Genomic DNA, 17,401 nt, shown 5'->3' on the forward strand with positions numbered 1-17,401 from the left:
TTTCACTTTTAATGAAAGGGTCCTGGGTTCGAGCCCCAGCCTGGTCACAACAAACATAACAAAAGCCTTTATCAAACACGATAAAGGCTTTTTTGGTATGAACTGATATGTGTTATTTGATTAACGCCTTTAGGCTTTTTTAAAGCATTCTATGTTGTGTTTGTTGATCTATGGAGTGAGAGGCTTAATAAATTAATTAAGCTTAAATAGACTATTAAAACGTAATGAATGCAATAATGTTGAATTGGTCTCGATTTGAGGTTTCCAAAAACTGATTCATATATCCAGCTTCAAATTTAATGTTTGAGTTAAACTTGTAACCTAAGCCTCCGTAAAGGCGATTGCGATCGAAAACTTTGCTTTTAGAATTTAGGAAGATTTCATTATAAGCGGATAGATACCATCTACTGTTAGTTTTAAAAGGAAGGTTAAATCCTAAAAAATAGCGAAAGCGGATTTTAAACTCATCTTCTAGAAAACGTTGTTCAAATCGATACCGATGATTTAGTGCTAATCTTCCAATTTGTTGTTTAGATATAAATTGTTGAAAAATGCGGTGTTCGTTGATACTTTGTTTGTTTTCTGAATCATCAATATAGTTTCCTGATAGAATGTAGCCGTAACCCAGTAAGACATTATTTTTGTTTTCATTAAAGCTATAGCCTAATCCAGTTCTAAGTAAGAGCTGTTCCAAGTCACCAATGGCATTATAATTTCTATATTGGAGTTCATTATGGATGTTCCATTTCGAGTTAAATTTTTTATTACCAATATATATTAACCAATTACCAAAGTCACTACCTTGAGCATGAATAAAAAATGGCAATGTAAGCATAAATACCAACACCGCCATTTTTATTTTATTTTTCATGAGATAGGTTGTTTACTCGTTAAAAGTAACCTCTCCTGTATTGATGTCGTACATGGCTCCAACAATCATGATGTCACCATTTTTTTCCATCTCTTGCAATACCTCACTTTCTTTTCGAATTCTGTCAATCGTTAACAAGACATTCTTTTGAGCAACACTGTCTACAAATTCAGAGTTTTTAGAGTTTCTTAAACTTGCGTCCGTTGGTTCTGTTATAGCATCAACAGCAGGTTTTATTTTCGCTAACATGTTTGTTAAGTTTCCTAGTTTAGCATCGTCGCACGCACCTTTTACGGCCCCACAGCTAGTATGTCCAAGTACTACGATAAGTTTAGTTCCTGCTAATTTACAAGCAAACTCCATGCTTCCTAGGATGTCTTCGTTTACAAAATTTCCAGCAATACGAACACTAAAAATATCTCCAAGGCCTTGGTCAAAAACTAATTCTGCTGATACTCTGGAGTCAATACAGCTTAAGATAGTTGCAAACGGAAATTGTCCTTCGCTGGTATCGTTTACCTGTTCTAAAAGGTTTCGATTAGCTTTAAGGTTTTGTTGAAACCTAAGGTTTCCCTCCTTTAAGAATTTCAATGACTTTTCTGGTGTCATGGTTGCTTGAGTTTCTTTTGTATGTGCTTTCATAATGTTTTAAACGTTTTAGTGATATGTTGTTTCAGGCAAATAATATAGCTTTGAAATTGGCATTATATTTAAAATGTTGTTATAAACAGGCTAAATTTAAGGCTTTATATTTGCTTAGGCAATTGGACCTAACTTAGGCTTAAATCAGATTTAGGTCTTTCGTTAAAGAAATGAATAAAACTAGCGGGGTTTTCTACAACCCCACGTTTAGAAACCAGTTTAATATCTATGTTTCTTTCTTCTGCTATTAGTAAAAAGTCCTCTAGTATTTCTATAACGTCGTTATCGAGATAACGAGTTTTAATTAAATTAATTTCCAGATACGTGTCTTTTGGTAGTCGGTCTAATTCCTTAAGAATAGCTCCTTTGTTAAAGAAGGTAACTTCTTCGGCCAAGGTCATTTTAATTTGGTGTTTACCGTTATTGTTATCTTCTATATGAAGGAAATGCGAGTTTTGGTAACTTTTTAATAAAACCACTACAATACCTACCAGAAGTCCTAAACTGATACCAATTAGTAAATCTGTAAAAACGATTCCAACTACGGTTGTAATGAATGGTAACCATTGTTTCCAACCTAAACCATACATGATTTTAAATAGTGATGGTTTGGCTAATTTATAGCCGACAACTAATAAGATTGCCGCTAAAACGGATAACGGTATTAGGTTTAATAATCGAGGAATCAATATCACAGAAATAAGAAGGAAGAAGCCATGAATTATAGCAGATAATTTTGTTCTACCTCCAGATTGAATATTGGCAGAACTTCTTACGATAACCTGAGTAATAGGTAAACCTCCAATTAACCCAGAAATAATATTTCCTGTTCCTTGAGCTAATAATTCCCGGTTGGTTGGTGTTACATTTTTATGAGGGTCTAATTTGTCGGTTGCTTCAACACATAATAGGGTTTCCAAACTAGCTACTAATGCCATAGTAAACGCTACAATCCAAACTTCTGTGTTTGTAATGGCTGAAAAATTAGGGAAGCTAAATTGATTTAAAAACGAGGTTGTGTCTTCGGGTACAGGAACACTTACCAGATGTTTGTCAAGAATGGATAAACTATCAGAACCAGAGGTAAGAACGACATAAATTATACCAACAACTACAGCTACTAACGGACCTTGAATGACCTGAAAGAATTTGGCCTTCTTAGCCAGAACTTTGTCCCAAAGGAGTATAATGCCTAAGCCAATAAAACCAATAATCATTGATCCTATAGTAATATTGTCTACAATATGAAGAATGGCAGAAAACGTATTTTCTCCTGAAGCTTCAATAAAACTATCAGCGCCTTCAGGCTCGGAATCGTAACCAAAAAAATGTGGGATTTGTTTTAAAATAATTATGATACCAATACCAGTAAGCATACCCTTAATTACAGAAGAAGGGAAATAGTAACCAATAACTCCGGCTTTTAAAATACCAAATATAATTTGAATGATTCCGGCTATCACGACAGCAACCAAAAAGTTCTGATAACCACCAAGACTTCCAATGGCGGTTAATACTATTGCTGCTAAACCAGCTGCAGGACCACTAACACCAATTTTAGAGCCACTTAAAGCCCCAACAACAATTCCTCCTACAATACCAGCTATTAATCCAGAAAACAGAGGAGCGCCACTGGCTAATGCAATACCCAAACACAGGGGTAATGCTACAAAGAATACAACGATACTTGCAGGCAAGTCGCTTTTTAAATTTTTAAACATACTCGTTAATAATTTTTTTCCCGACGGTTAAGTCAGAATGCGTTAATATTTAGGATAGGGTAGAACTTTTAAGTCCAAGACGTTATTATGATATATTGAATTCAGGAGGGGGATAAACCAAATTTAAATGTGGTTTTGGGTAGCTTTTAAAACGATAAGTGTAACAGGGGTTATTATTGATTAAGTAGTGAGTAAGTCCATCGTGAGTTTGAATTGAAAATGGAGATACTAAACTTTTACATTTACCGCTTTCTTCTTCTTCTGCCATAGCATAAAAGACGGAGGTGTCAATTGTATCATCTAATACAACAATTACTGATGGCGCCATAATTAACGTCATGAATATAGATGTAAAACATATTGCAATTGCTCTTTTAAACATACAGACAGTATTGTTGTTATAAACAAATATAATATTCTGTCTTGTTTTATAAGAGGATTTTTTTAAAAATGCTATAAAATGTTTAAATTTTTAAAAATATGAAAATATAAACTTATAAATTATGAATAAGTGATAAATAAACCCCTCTTGCAGTTAACTGCAAGAGGGGTGTTTAAATTTTTAATATGTTGATAATTACAGAGCTACTAAATCTCCTGAAGCGTCTTTAGTTGGTAAATCAGATTTACCCATTAAGAATATATCAACTTGTCTAGCAGCTTCTCTACCTTCAGAAATTGCCCAAACAATTAATGATTGTCCACGACGCATATCTCCGGCAGTGAAGATGTTCGGAATATTGGTTTGGTATTTACCGTATTCAGCTTTGTAATTAGAACGCGCATCTGTTTCAATGCCTAATTGTTCTGCAATTGTAGCTTCAGGACCAGTGAATCCAAGTGCTAGTAGCGCTAAGTCGCAAGGCCATGTTTTCTCTGTACCTTCAATTTCTATTAATTGAGGGCGTTCACCCGGAACCATTTTCCATTCTACGTTAACCGTTTTTAAAGCGGTTAATTTACCGTTTTTATCCGTTACGAATTCTTTAGTGTTAATCAACCAGTTACGCTCAACACCCTCCTCGTGAGAAGACGATGTTTTTAATTGCAATGGCCAGTAAGGCCAAGGTGTTGAAGGAGAACGGTGTCCTGGAGGTTTCGGCATAATTTCAAAGTTTGTTACCGATTTTGCTCCGTGACGGTTAGATGTACCAATACAATCTGAACCAGTATCTCCACCACCAATGACAATAACGTCCTTATCAGTAGCCATTACTTGATCTTTAACTTCTTTACCAAACAATACTTTGGTTTGTTGCGTTAAGAAATCCATAGCTTGTACTACACCATCGGCATCAATTCCTGGAGTAGGTAAACTACGTCTTTTAGTTGCTCCACCACAAAGGACCACGGCATCAAACTCATGAAGTTTTTCAACTTCATAATTTACACCAACATTAACGTTGGTTTTAAAAGTAATACCTTCAGCTTTTAAGATGGCCACACGGCGGTCAATAACTTCTTTTTCTAATTTAAAGTTTGGAATACCGTAGCGTAATAAACCTCCAACTTCATCGTCACGTTCAAAAACAGTTACAGTGTGTCCCGCTCTGTTTAATTGTTGTGCAGTGGCTAAACCTGCAGGTCCAGATCCGACAACGGCAACGCTTTTACCTGTTCTTGTTTTTGGTGGCTGTGGTTTTATCCAACCTTCTTTAAACGCGCGTTCTACAATATTCTTTTCAATATTTTCAATTGAAATTGGATCTTCAATGATACCTAATACGCATGATTTTTCGCAAGGAGCAGGGCATAAACGACCCGTAAATTCCGGGAAGTTATTGGTTGAGTGTAATAACCAAGAGGCTTTTTGCCACTCACCCTGGTGTACCATGTGGTTAAAATCTGGAATTAAGTTACCAAGTGGACAACCACTGTGGCAAAATGGAATTCCACAATCCATACAGCGAGAACCTTGCTTTGTAACTTCGGCTTCGCTTAAAGGCACTGTAAATTCTTTATAGTGTTGCACACGGTCTTTTACAGGCGTGTAGCTTTCATCTTGTCTTTCAAATTCTTTAAATCCTGTTACTTTTCCCATGACAATTATGCTGTTGTTAATTCTTCTACCATTTGTTCTTCAGTCTCTAAACGCTTAAGTGCACGTTTGTATTCCGTAGGCATTACTTTTACAAAGTTTGCTAAGCTGTTGTCCCAATCTTCAAGAAGGGCTTTCCCTTTATTGCTATCGGTATAGGCTACGTGCTTTTGGATCATTGATTTCAATTCTGTTTGATCTTCAGAAGACAGGGTTTCAAATTCAATGGTCTCTGTGTTACATAAACCGTTAGTAAACTTGTTCTCCGGATCGTAAACGTAAGCAATACCACCACTCATACCAGCAGCGAAATTTCTTCCTGTTTTACCAAGAACAACTACGCGACCTCCGGTCATATATTCACAACAGTGATCTCCAACACCTTCAACAACGGCTCTTGCTCCTGAATTTCTAACGGCGAAGCGCTCTCCGGCAATACCGTTAATGTAAGCTTCACCTTCAATTGCTCCGAATAAACAAACGTTACCAACAATAATGTTGTTTTCTGCAATAAAGTCGGCTTTAGCAGGTTTCTTAACTATTAACTTAGCTCCAGACAATCCTTTTCCTAAATAATCGTTGGTGTTTCCTTCTAATTTAAAGGTTAAACCGTGGGCACCGAAAGCTCCGAAACTTTGTCCTGCCGATCCTGTAAAGTTGATGTTTAAAGTATCTTCAGGTAAACCTAAGTGTCCGTATATTTTAGAGATTTCATTACTTACAATAGCTCCAACAGTACGATTGGTGTTGTGAATAGGGTAAGTTAAATCCATTTTCTCTTTTCTGTATAAAGCTCTGTGAGAATCTTTTAAAATGGTGAAATCTAAAACCTCGTCTAAATGATGGTCTTGTTTTTCAGTATTTCTCACGGTCATTTTACTGTAAGCTTCTGGTCTGTGAAGAATAGCAGATAAATCTAAACCTTTTGCTTTATAGTGTGTAATGGCTTTATTGGCGTTGATTTTATGAGTCTGACCAACCATTTCGGCTAGTGTTCTAAATCCTAATTGTGCCATAATTGCTCTTAATTCTTCAGCTACATAATAGAAGAAGTTAATCACATGTTCTGGCGTACCTTTAAAGTTTTTACGTAATTCTTTGTCTTGAGTTGCAATACCTACAGGACATGTATTTAGGTGACACTTACGCATCATGATACATCCTGAAGCTACTAGCGGAGCCGTTGCAAAACCAAATTCTTCGGCACCTAATAAGGCGGCAATAGCAACATCACGACCAGTTTTTAATTGTCCGTCACACTCAACTACAATACGACTACGTAAGTTGTTAAGAACTAATGTTTGTTGTGCTTCAGCTAAACCAAGCTCCCAAGGTAAACCTGCATGTTTTAATGAGGTTAAAGGAGAGGCTCCTGTACCGCCATCGTATCCTGAAATCAATACCACATCAGCTTTAGCTTTTGCAACACCAGCAGCAATGGTACCAACACCAACTTCTGATACTAATTTTACGTTAACACGTGCTTCTCTGTTTGCGTTTTTCAAGTCGAAAATAAGCTGCGCTAAATCCTCGATTGAGTAAATGTCGTGATGCGGTGGTGGTGAAATTAATCCAACAAAAGGCGTCGAGTTACGAGCAGAGGCAATCCAAGGCAACACTTTTTCACCAGGTAGCTGTCCGCCTTCACCAGGTTTCGCTCCTTGAGCCATTTTAATTTGAATCTCTCTTGCATTAGTTAAGTAATGTGATGTTACCCCAAAACGTCCTGATGCAACCTGTTTGATGGCCGAGTTACGGCTATCGCCGTTTACATCTGGATGGAAACGACGTCTGTCTTCTCCACCTTCTCCAGAGTTCGATTTACCACCAATACGGTTCATTGCGATGGCTAAGTTTTCGTGAGCTTCTCTTGAAATCGATCCGTAAGACATCGCTCCGGTTTTAAAACGCTTCACGATTTCTGTCCAAGGCTCTACTTCTTCTAAAGGAATCGGGTCTAAATTATCGAATTCAAATAATCCACGAATGGTCATTAAATTTTCAGCTTGCTCGTTGATCGCTTTAGAGTAAACATCGTAACTCTTTTGGTCACTTAAGCGAACAGCTTGTTGTAATTTAGCCACGGTTGTTGGGTTAAACATATGGCGCTCGCCATTACGTCTCCAACGGTAATCGCCACCAATATTTAAACCTAATTTTTTATCGATTAGATTATCTGGATAGGCTTGTTTATAACGTTCGGTGATTTCTTTTTCAATTTCGTAAAGTCCGATACCTTCAATTCTTGAAGCCGTGTAAGGGAAATATTTTTCAACGAATTGAGAGTTGAAACCAACAATTTCGAAAATTTGAGAACCTCTGTACGAGTGTAAAGTAGAGATTCCAATTTTGTTCATAATTTTAAGAAGTCCTTTACCGATAGCTTTGTTGAAATTCTCAACAGCTTTTTCTTCATCTAGATTTTCGATAAAGCCTTCTTTTACCTGCATTCTTATAATTTCGTTAACCATGTATGGGTTAATAGCACTAGCGCCATAACCAAATAAGGTTGCGAAATGATGTGGTTCACGAGGTTCTGCCGATTCGATAATGATATCGAAATTAGAACGCTTACGTAAACGGTTCATCTGGTGATTTACATAAGAACATGCCAATAGTGCAGGGATTGGAGCAAAATCTTTATTAACACCCCTATCTGATAAGATGATGATGTTAGCCCCAGTATCTAAGGCTTTAGTTACTTGAATAATAATGTCCTCTAAAGCATTTTCTAAACCGTTTAATCCTTGGTTTTTAGGATAAAGCATGTGAATCGTTTCAGCTTTAAATCCTTCAATAGAAATGGTTCTTATTTTTTCTAAATCACCATTTGAAATGACCGGATTCTGAATGCGTAATTTTCTACATTGTCTTTCTGTAATGCTGAAAATATTACGGTCTTTACCTAAATTTAAGGCGATATCTGTTACAATTTCTTCGCGAATCCCATCTAATGGAGGATTGGTTACCTGTGCGAATAATTGTTTAAAGTAATTTGAAATTAACTGAGGTCGGTCTGATAATACGGCTAATGGCGTATCGATACCCATAGATCCTAAGGCTTCTTTTCCAGCTACGGCCATTGGGGTGATTACCTCTTGTATGTCTTCGAACGTGTAGTTGAATAAACGTTGTCTTGTTTTAATGTCTATGGTCTCAATCGGACAAGTTTCGTTGGTGTACGGTACGTCTCTTAAATGAAGTCTGGTTTTGTTTAACCATTCCTGGTAAGGACGTTCTGAAACGATTTTATTTTTAATTTCTTCGTCACTTACAATACGACCTTCATTCATGTCTACTAAGAACATTTTTCCTGGTTCTAAACGACCGTGTTCTTTAATATCGTCTGGTTCGATGTCTACGACACCAACTTCAGAAGACATGATTAATTTACCACTTTTTGTTACCGTGTAACGCGAAGGTCTTAATCCGTTACGGTCAAGAAGTGCTCCAATGTAATCTCCATCGGTAAATGGTACCGAAGCTGGTCCGTCCCAAGGCTCCATGATGCAAGCATTATATTCGTAGAATGCTTTGCGCTCTGGCGACATGGTTTTGTGTTTTTCCCATGCCTCAGGAATCATCATCATCATGATTTCTGGTAACGATCTTCCGGTGTGTGTTAATAATTCAACCACCATATCCATAGAAGCCGAATCTGACTTTCCTGGTAATATGATTGGGAATAATTTATCTATTTGTGGACCAAATACTTCACTCTTCATGATTTCTTCACGAACACGCATTCTACTTACGTTGCCACGAAGGGTGTTAATCTCACCATTCTGACACATAAAACGGAATGGCTGTGCTAGTTCCCAAGTAGGCATGGTATTGGTTGAGAAACGCTGGTGTACCAAAGCTAAACGGGTTACTAAATCGATTTGTTGTAAATCGGTATAGTAAGGTCCGATATCTTCGGGCATGATAATACCTTTATATATCAACGTTGTAGTTGATAAACTTGGAATATAAAAATAACCACTTTCAGATATTTTTGATGTCCTAATAGTGTGCTCAGTAATTTTACGAGCCGCATATAATTTTGCTTTGAAAATATCTTCTGAAATATCCTCAGTTTTCCCGATAAATAATTGTTCGATATTAGGTTCTGAAGCTAAGGCGATTTCTCCTAACTGAGAAGAATCTACAGGGACTTTACGCCATCCTAAAATAGATAGACCTTGTGCTTTTATTTCTTTCTCGAAAATATCTTTACAGAACTTATATTGGTTGGTGTTTTTTGGTAAAAAAACCATACCCACGGCATACTCTCTTTGTTCTGGTAAACTAAAGCTGCATACACGCTTAAAATAATCATGAGGAATATCTATCAACAAACCGGCTCCATCTCCAGTTTTTCCATCGGCACTAACGCCTCCTCTATGTTCTAGTTTTACAAGAATTTCTAATGCATCGTGAATAATTTGATTTGTTTTCTCTCCTTTAAGATTACAAATAAAACCAGCCCCACAATTTTCATGTTCAAACTCAGGTAAATACATTCCTTGTTTCTTCAGCATAATCAACAAATTTTGGTTTTGAAAAGTGACTTAATAAGCGAATATATGTATAGATTTTAAATAAAAATAATGGCTATTTCATTATTTCGATATTAGGAGATAAGTCAAGATAAAAATAATTATATGTTAATAAATATGGCGTTTTTTAATAAATATTCAAAGCGTTATTATCAGTGTTTAATTGAGATTCCTGAAATTATTTTAATGAATATTTCGATAAATAGAATTTAACACATAAAAAACTATTAAATATTGATGATAATTCAATTGTTAGAGTTGTTAAAATTCAAAAAAACCAAAAAAATAAAACGGTACCCGTAAAAAAAAAGGGATAAAATTAAAATATTAACAAAAGTTTAAGTTAGACCCCCTTTTTTTATGGGGGTTAATATTTTTTCACATAGTTTTACGGCGTTCTTAAGGAAAAAATTAACCAAAAATTTAATAACTTAAATTAAACATTATGAAAAAATTACTTACTCTTTCAATGCTTTTTGCGGCTACGTCATTGTTTGCTCAGGAAGAATCTACTTCTAAATTCAGTTTGAGTGGTAGCGTAGATGCTTACTATCAAACTTATTTAACAGCTCCAGATAATCAAGGTGCTACTTTTGGTACTGCTTTCGCCGGTAAATCTGGTTTTGCTTTAGGTATGGGTAATTTAATCGCCAGCTACGAAGGTGAAAAAGTAGGTGCTGTTCTTGATTTAGTTACAGGACCAAGAGGTGCTGGTGCTACGTTTGCTTCAGATATTGTTGATGGAATTGTAAATCAGGCTTACGTTTACTGGAATGTTTCTGATAAAACTACTTTAACCTTTGGTAGATGGAATACATTTTTAGGATACGAAGTTATTGCTCCGGCAGCTAACTTTAACTACAGCTGTTCTTATTTATTCTCAAGCGGACCATTCTCTCATATGGGTTTAAAAGCTGACTTTGCTTTATCTGATGACTTTAGCTTAATGTTAGCAGTAACTAATCCATGGGATACTAACGATACTTCTATGACTGGTGAGTATGCATTTGGTGCTCAGTTAGGGTATTCAGGACAGTTCCTTAATCTATACTACGATAGTGGAGAGCACGGTGGTTTAGGATTTGAAATCGACTATACTGGTGGTTTCGACGTATCTGATGCTTTTTATTTAGGAATCAACGCAGCTTATAACGATAATGATGGTTCTGGTTTCTACGGTGCAGCACTTTACCCACAGTTAGCAACAAGCGATTCTTTTAGTATTGGTTTAAGAGGTGAGTATTTCGCTATTCACGGTGATGGAGACGATTTACCTTCTGTATTTGCAACTACTTTAACTGGAAGTTATACTATTGAAAATTTAATTATCAAGCCGGAACTTAGATTAGATGCTTTAACTAATCAAGATGATGGTCAGTTCTACGGAAACTTTATTGATAGTGACGGTGTTGGTACTGATAGCTTAGCTGCTTTCACACTTGCAGCCATCTATTCATTCTAATTTAAAAGCATGCAATAAATTTTAAATAAACTATAAGGAGGGTGGGGTACACACTAACTAACCAACTTGCTTCGCCCTCCAAAACAATCTAACCCTTAAAAATTATATAATATGTCTTTATTAAACATGCCTCTTTTAATTCAGGATACCGCCGCGATTGAAGGCGATATGGGGATGCTATGGATGCTTATCTCGGGTATCTTAGTATTTTTTATGCAAGCAGGATTTTTCTTAGTAGAGTCTGGTATGACAGATTCTAAGAATGCCGTAAACATTGCAATGAAAAACTTCCTTGACATCGCAGTTGGGTCGTTGGCCTTCTGGTTTATCGGGTATTCGTTAATGTACGGAGCTGATGTTTCAGGTGGAGGGTTCTTCCACTGGGGTGGCTTTGTATTCTCTCAAGGTGCAGCCGATTTATTCTTCCAAACGGTATTCGCTGCTACAGCTGCAACTATTGTATCTGGAGCTATTGCAGGAAGAACAAAGTATACAACGTATGCTATTTTTAGTATCGTTTTAACCGCGCTTATTTATCCAATCGCAGGTGGTTGGGAATGGAATGGCGGATGGTTAAACGCTGAATGGATGCCAGCTGAATTTATCGATTTCGCAGGATCTTCTATCGTTCACTCTGTGGGTGGATGGGCTGCACTTGTTGCTGCTTGGATGGTAGGACCTAGAATTGGAAAATTCTTAAATGGTAAACCAATCGAAATGCACGGTCATAACCAAATGTATGCTACACTAGGGGTGTTTATCCTTTGGTTAGGATGGTTCGGATTTAACGGTGGATCTCAATTAGCTTGGGGTGGTGATGATGCTACTGCTGCTTCTCAAGTGGTATTGGTAACTAACTTAGCTGCTGCTGCGGGTGCGTTAAGTGCTTTATTATTCACTTGGATTAAAAATGGAAAACCAAATTTAAGTATGACCTTAAATGGTGCTCTTGCCGGACTTGTTAGTATTACTGCTGGTTGTGGTAACATGAGTGAAGGTGGTGCTGTTTTAGCTGGTTTAATAGGAGGTATCTTAGTGGTATTATCTATTGGATTTGTAGAAAGTAAATTAAAAATTGATGATGCTGTAGGTGCTATTTCTGTACATGGTGTTGCTGGTGCTTGGGGGACTTTAGTAATTGGTCTTTGGGGTATCGATGGTGATGCTGGTATTGGTATCCTTAACGGTGGAGGTGTTTCTCAATTAGCTGCTCAAGCTATTGGAGTTGTTGCTTATGCTGTTTGGGCAATTGTAGCTTCTTGGATATTCCTAACTATTATTAGTAAGTGTTGTGGAGGTTTACGTGTAACAGAAGCCGAAGAGATTGCAGGTCTTGATATTTCAGAGCACGGATCTATTGCTTACGCAGGTAAGAGACAAAGAGAAATAGAATAAGAATAAAATTATAATAACGATTTCTTTATAGAAATTAGAGTTTTGTTTAAAAGATGTCTTGTATTAACAAGGCATCTTTTTAAATGTTTATGAGGATGGAAGAAATTATGGATAGAGATATTTTTCTAAATTTAACTAACTAAACAAATAAGAAGATATTATGAAAAAAATTGAAGCAATTATTAGAAAATCTAAATTTCGTGTAGTTAAAGAAGCATTACATGAAGTAGGAGTTAACTTCTTTTCGTATTGGGATGTTACCGGTATTGGTAATGAAAAAGAAGGGCATGTGTATCGCGGTATTACTTACAGTACTTCAGATATTCAGCGTAGGTATTTATCAATTGTAGTTAATGATGATTTTGAAGAGGCTACCATTCAGGCTATTTTGGGTTCGGCAGGAACCGGTGAAGTAGGCGATGGTAAAATCTTTGTTTCAGATGTTACAGAATGTTACAGAATACGAACGGGAGAAAAAGGAGGAGAAACATTAAAATAATAATAGCACAAGTATCTTAAAAAGGATAAAAACAATTAATTAATAATGGAATTACTTACAACAAATAATGTATGGATGATGATCTGTACAGCACTGGTTTTTTTCATGCACTTAGGATTTGCATGTTTAGAAATTGGTTTAACTAGACAAAAAAATACAATAAACATATTATTTAAAAACATATTTATTATCACCATAGGCTTATTACTGTATTGTCTTGTGGGATTCAATTTAATGTATCCTGGAGAATTTAATGGTATTATCGGTTTTGCCGGTTTCGGATTAGATTCGCCATTAACTGCTGAGGGGGCATTAGACTTAACATATAATGAAGGGTATACCTACTGGACAGACTTTTTATTTCAAGGGATGTTTGCAGCAACAGCAGCAACTATTGTGTCTGGAGCTGTAGCTGAGCGTATTAAAATTGTACCATTCATGATCTTTACCTTAATATATGTAGGGTTAGTATATCCTATTGCTGGTTCTTGGAAATGGGGTGGCGGATTTTTAGATGCCATGGGATTCTATGATTTCGCAGGTTCTACATTAGTACATTCTGTTGGAGGATGGGCTGCTGTAGTAGCAGTTTGTTTATTAGGCCCTAGAATTGGTAAGTTTAAAGAAGGAAAAGCGCAGGCGATTCCAGGTCATAATATTCCTTTAGCAACTGCAGGTGTTTTAATCCTTTGGTTAGGATGGTTCGGATTTAATGGAGGTTCTGTGCTTTCGGCAGATCCTGGATTGACATCTTTAGTATTGGTAACAACTTGTTTAGCTGCTGCTGCCGGAGGTGTATCGGCGATGTTATTATCTACTGCTATGTATAAAAACATGGATTTAACCATGTTCTTAAATGGTATTTTAGGAGGTTTAGTAGGTATAACAGCAGGTGCTGATGTTGTATCGCCAACAAGTGCTATTATTATTGGTCTTATAGCTGGTGTTCTAATTGTTTTAGCGGTAAGCTTTGTTGATAACAAATTAAAATTAGATGATCCGGTAGGTGCTATCGCCGTACACTTAGTATGTGGTGTTTGGGGAACTTTAGCAGTTGGAATTTTTTCTACGAATCCAGATCATAGTTTCTTAACACAATTAATAGGAGTACTTTGTTATGCTGCTATTTGTGTGGTATCATCGTTTTTAATCATTTATGTACTTAAGAAAACGATGGGTATTAGAGTATCTGAAAAAGAAGAGGTAGAAGGGTTAGATGGTCATGAACATGGAATGGATGCGTATCCGGATTTCAGGTTAAATGACAACTAATTATATATCGTTTTAGTTAGTGTTAAAAAGGATAGTTTGTCTTTGGCAAGCTATCCTTTTTTATTATACCTAATAGCTGTATGAACTGCCGAAATATTATTGTATTAGAAGAACTTTGTTCGGAATTCCGGTGATTATTTTCTAATCTTTCAAGAACATTTATCCCCATAAATTATATGAAATAATCAATCAAAATAGGGGGAATACTAATATTAGGAAATGAAAAAGCCTTCGAATTCGAAGGCTTTTTCTATAAAATAAACATTGTTTTGTCCGTTAAGCAGAGTTTCTACTGGCGTTAATGTTTCCGAAAAGCGAACGCGTAACGATTTTCTCGAAAATTTTTCTTTCTTCGTCATCTGCAGCAACACCTTCTTTGTCTAACTCCTGAATTTTCTTAAGCGCATACTGTTGTATGGTTAATAAAGGTAAAACAATAGATTCTCTTACCTCAATAGAGGCTTTACCAGAAGGTTCGTTCTCCATTAACTCCGTATATCCTGTTAGCTTTAAAAGTAACTCCTTAGTTGTTTGATACTCGGTGTAAATAATGTTCCAGAATGCACCAAATTCCTCGTCTTTAGACATGTATTTGGTTAAATCGAAGAACGACTTGGTTAACGACATCATACTGTTTTCCAACAGTGTTTTAAAGAATTTAGAATTGTTGTAAAGTTGTTCTACTTTATGGAATTCTCCACGTTCTTCATATTTCTTTAAGGCTGTACCTACACCAAAGAACCCTGGTACGTTTTGTTTTAACTGGCTCCAAGACCCTACAAATGGAATAGCTCTTAAATCTGAGAAAATTAATTTATCTGATTTTGAACGTTTCGATGGTCTACTTCCAATATTAGTTTTCGCGTAGTATTTTAATGTACTCATACGCTCTAAATATGGAATGAACATTTCGTGTCCTTTAAAGTCTTTATAAACCTGGTAGCTGGTTTCAGCTAAGTCGTTCATTACAACTCTATCTTCCTCAGATAATTTGTTCTTCTCAGTTAACCTATTTTTAATACCAGAACTTATTAATTGCTCAAGGTTGTATTGCGATGAATCTAAAGTTCCGAAATTAGAACTAATAGTTTGTCCTTGAATGGTTAACTGAACTTCTTTGTCTTCAATAGTTGGTCCTAGCGAAGAGTAGAACTGATGTGTTTTTCCTCCTCCACGCGCTGGTGGTCCACCACGACCGTCAAAGAATATGGCTGTTACATCGTATTTTCTAGACATTTCGGTTAATAGCTCTTTGGCTTTGTAAATACCCCAGTTGGCCATTAAGTAACCACCATCTTTAGTTCCGTCAGAGAAGCCAAGCATTATCGTTTGCTTCATACCTCTTTCTTTTAAATGCGCCATGTATTGTGGGTTAGTATAAAGCTGCTCCATAACAGCAGGTGCATTTTCTAAATCAGTAATGGTTTCAAATAATGGAACCACATCAACTGTAAGGTCATCGCTAAAGGCTACCATTTTAAGCATTGCGAATAACTGCATTACGTTTAATGCGGTTTGGTTGTTACTAATAATGTAACGGTTAGCACCGCGCTCACCATTAGTAGCTTGAATTTCTTTTATAGCTTCAATGGTTTTTAATGTATTGTAAACCATTTCATCTTCGAAGGCATTAAAATCGATATCTTCGTTAGAAACTTTCGATAAAATATCAATTTGTTCAGCTTCTGTTAAATCATGATAATTGCTCGGTATAGAATTACTTCCTTTTTCTATTAAATGGTCTACTACGCTGGTGAATACCGAGTGGTGAATTCTACTGTCCTGTCTGATATCAAGGGTTGCAAAGTGATATCTAAACATGTGAATTCTATTGATTAACTGATTAATTTCAGTTTCGTATAACGACTGGTGTTGTTCAACAACTACTTTTCTAATGCTTAACAACTCGGTAAGTAACTCTTTCGATGAAATTTTATCTGGAGTATCTAAGTCTACACTGTAATTATAGATAATTGTTTCTAAACGAACAATGCGATCTTCAACACCTCTAAACGTTAATTTTCGTCTTAAGCTTTTAAGATCGGCGTAATATTTCTTTAAAATAGACTGTTTTAATTTACGAGCAACCTTAAGTGTTGTGTCTGGTTTTACAAATGGGTTTCCATCACGGTCACCACCTGGCCAGAAGCCTATGTTAATAATTTCGTTATGTTTTTTACTGTCGTCGTAAATATTGGTTTGAATGTAATTGTAAATCTGTCCAAACGAATTGTAAAATACATTTTCTAAATACCATATTAAGCTAATGGCTTCATCGTATGGCGTTGGCTTTTTATGTTTAAAGAAAGGTGTTTTACCTAACTGCCCAAATAGATTGTTAATTTGAGACAGGTCGTTGCTTTTAATGGCTTCGGTTAAATCGGTAATAATTCCTAAGACTGAACCCGGGTAGAATTGCGTTGGATGCGCTGTTAATACGATACGCACTTTAAATTCTTCTAAATAGGCACGTAATTCTTCTAATTTATTTTCAGAATTCGAAGTTTCTTTAAGGTTTCGAAGCGTTCCAATACCTTCCATGTTGTTTACAATCGGGAAGGCAGCGTCTTCAATAGCATCAAATAATACAACCTGACGCTCTATGTATTGTATGAATCTGAATAGCAGATTAATTTGACTTTCTTTATTACGCCTTGCCTGATATTTTTTGAAGAAGGTGTCTACAATGGTTGTCGGATCGTCTCCGTTTGCAAATCCTTTTCTACAAGTTTCATGAAATAATGGGAGTAAGACTCCTGTTTTTGTGATAGAATCAAAAGGTAAGGTCATAAATATACTATTGTATATTTGATATTTAGACAATACGTTTTGCTTAAATCGTGTTAATTTTGGTTCTACAGACATATATCGTTCTAATTGAAAATTAAGCATAAAAATAATGAAGCTTTAAGAAAGAAGTACTATGGACTTAAAGTTTTATTAAAATTTGGCAATTATCG

Annotated in this window: 11 protein-coding genes; 4 read left to right on the forward strand and 7 right to left on the reverse strand. The window is 36.1% G+C overall.

Annotation, left to right across the window (positions count from 1 at the left end; genetic code table 11):
• Window positions 1–214: 214 nt before the first annotated feature.
• From ICJ85_RS11935 to gltB, 6 genes are all read right to left on the reverse strand, one after another.
• Entirely contained in the window at window positions 215–871 is a 657-nt protein-coding gene (locus ICJ85_RS11935) for a DUF2490 domain-containing protein (RefSeq protein WP_188224027.1), read from the reverse strand.
• A gap of 12 nt (window positions 872–883) precedes the next feature.
• The gene (locus tag ICJ85_RS11940) at window positions 884–1,513 is read right to left on the reverse strand and encodes a carbonic anhydrase family protein (protein WP_188224028.1); all 630 of its coding nucleotides are present in this window, start codon (window positions 1,511–1,513) and stop codon (window positions 884–886) included.
• A gap of 128 nt (window positions 1,514–1,641) precedes the next feature.
• Complete coding sequence (locus tag ICJ85_RS11945) at window positions 1,642–3,234, reverse strand: SulP family inorganic anion transporter (RefSeq protein WP_188224029.1); 1,593 nt, start codon at window positions 3,232–3,234, stop codon at window positions 1,642–1,644.
• Between the two features lie 85 nt (window positions 3,235–3,319).
• Window positions 3,320–3,562, reverse strand: coding sequence for a hypothetical protein (locus tag ICJ85_RS11950; protein ID WP_188224030.1), 243 nt, complete (start codon window positions 3,560–3,562; stop codon window positions 3,320–3,322).
• A gap of 249 nt (window positions 3,563–3,811) precedes the next feature.
• Window positions 3,812–5,275, reverse strand: coding sequence for a glutamate synthase subunit beta (locus ICJ85_RS11955; protein ID WP_188224031.1), 1,464 nt, complete (start codon window positions 5,273–5,275; stop codon window positions 3,812–3,814).
• 5 nt (window positions 5,276–5,280) lie between these two features.
• Complete coding sequence (gltB, locus tag ICJ85_RS11960; RefSeq protein WP_241739541.1) at window positions 5,281–9,795, reverse strand: glutamate synthase large subunit; 4,515 nt, start codon at window positions 9,793–9,795, stop codon at window positions 5,281–5,283.
• 463 nt (window positions 9,796–10,258) lie between these two features.
• Between gltB and ICJ85_RS11965 the strand changes: the two genes are divergently transcribed.
• The 4 genes from ICJ85_RS11965 to ICJ85_RS11980 all read left to right on the forward strand — a co-directional run bounded on the left by ICJ85_RS11965 (window position 10,259) and on the right by ICJ85_RS11980 (window position 14,441).
• On the forward strand, window positions 10,259–11,275 hold the full coding sequence (locus ICJ85_RS11965; protein WP_188224032.1) for an outer membrane beta-barrel protein: 1,017 nt from the start codon (window positions 10,259–10,261) through the stop codon (window positions 11,273–11,275).
• A gap of 111 nt (window positions 11,276–11,386) precedes the next feature.
• A complete protein-coding gene (locus tag ICJ85_RS11970) occupies window positions 11,387–12,670 on the forward strand; it encodes an ammonium transporter (RefSeq protein ID WP_188224033.1) in 1,284 nt (427 codons plus the stop codon).
• A gap of 160 nt (window positions 12,671–12,830) precedes the next feature.
• Entirely contained in the window at window positions 12,831–13,169 is a 339-nt protein-coding gene (locus ICJ85_RS11975; protein ID WP_188224034.1) for a P-II family nitrogen regulator, read from the forward strand.
• Window positions 13,170–13,214: 45 nt separating this feature from the next.
• A complete protein-coding gene (locus tag ICJ85_RS11980) occupies window positions 13,215–14,441 on the forward strand; it encodes an ammonium transporter (protein ID WP_188224035.1) in 1,227 nt (408 codons plus the stop codon).
• Between the two features lie 276 nt (window positions 14,442–14,717).
• On the opposite strand, the gene ICJ85_RS11985 is transcribed toward ICJ85_RS11980, so the two are convergent.
• The gene (locus ICJ85_RS11985) at window positions 14,718–17,306 is read right to left on the reverse strand and encodes a phosphoenolpyruvate carboxylase (RefSeq protein ID WP_188224149.1); all 2,589 of its coding nucleotides are present in this window, start codon (window positions 17,304–17,306) and stop codon (window positions 14,718–14,720) included.
• Window positions 17,307–17,401 lie beyond the last annotated feature (95 nt).

The organism is Aestuariibaculum marinum (genome assembly GCF_014596975.1).
Classification (GTDB): domain Bacteria; phylum Bacteroidota; class Bacteroidia; order Flavobacteriales; family Flavobacteriaceae; genus Aestuariibaculum; species Aestuariibaculum marinum.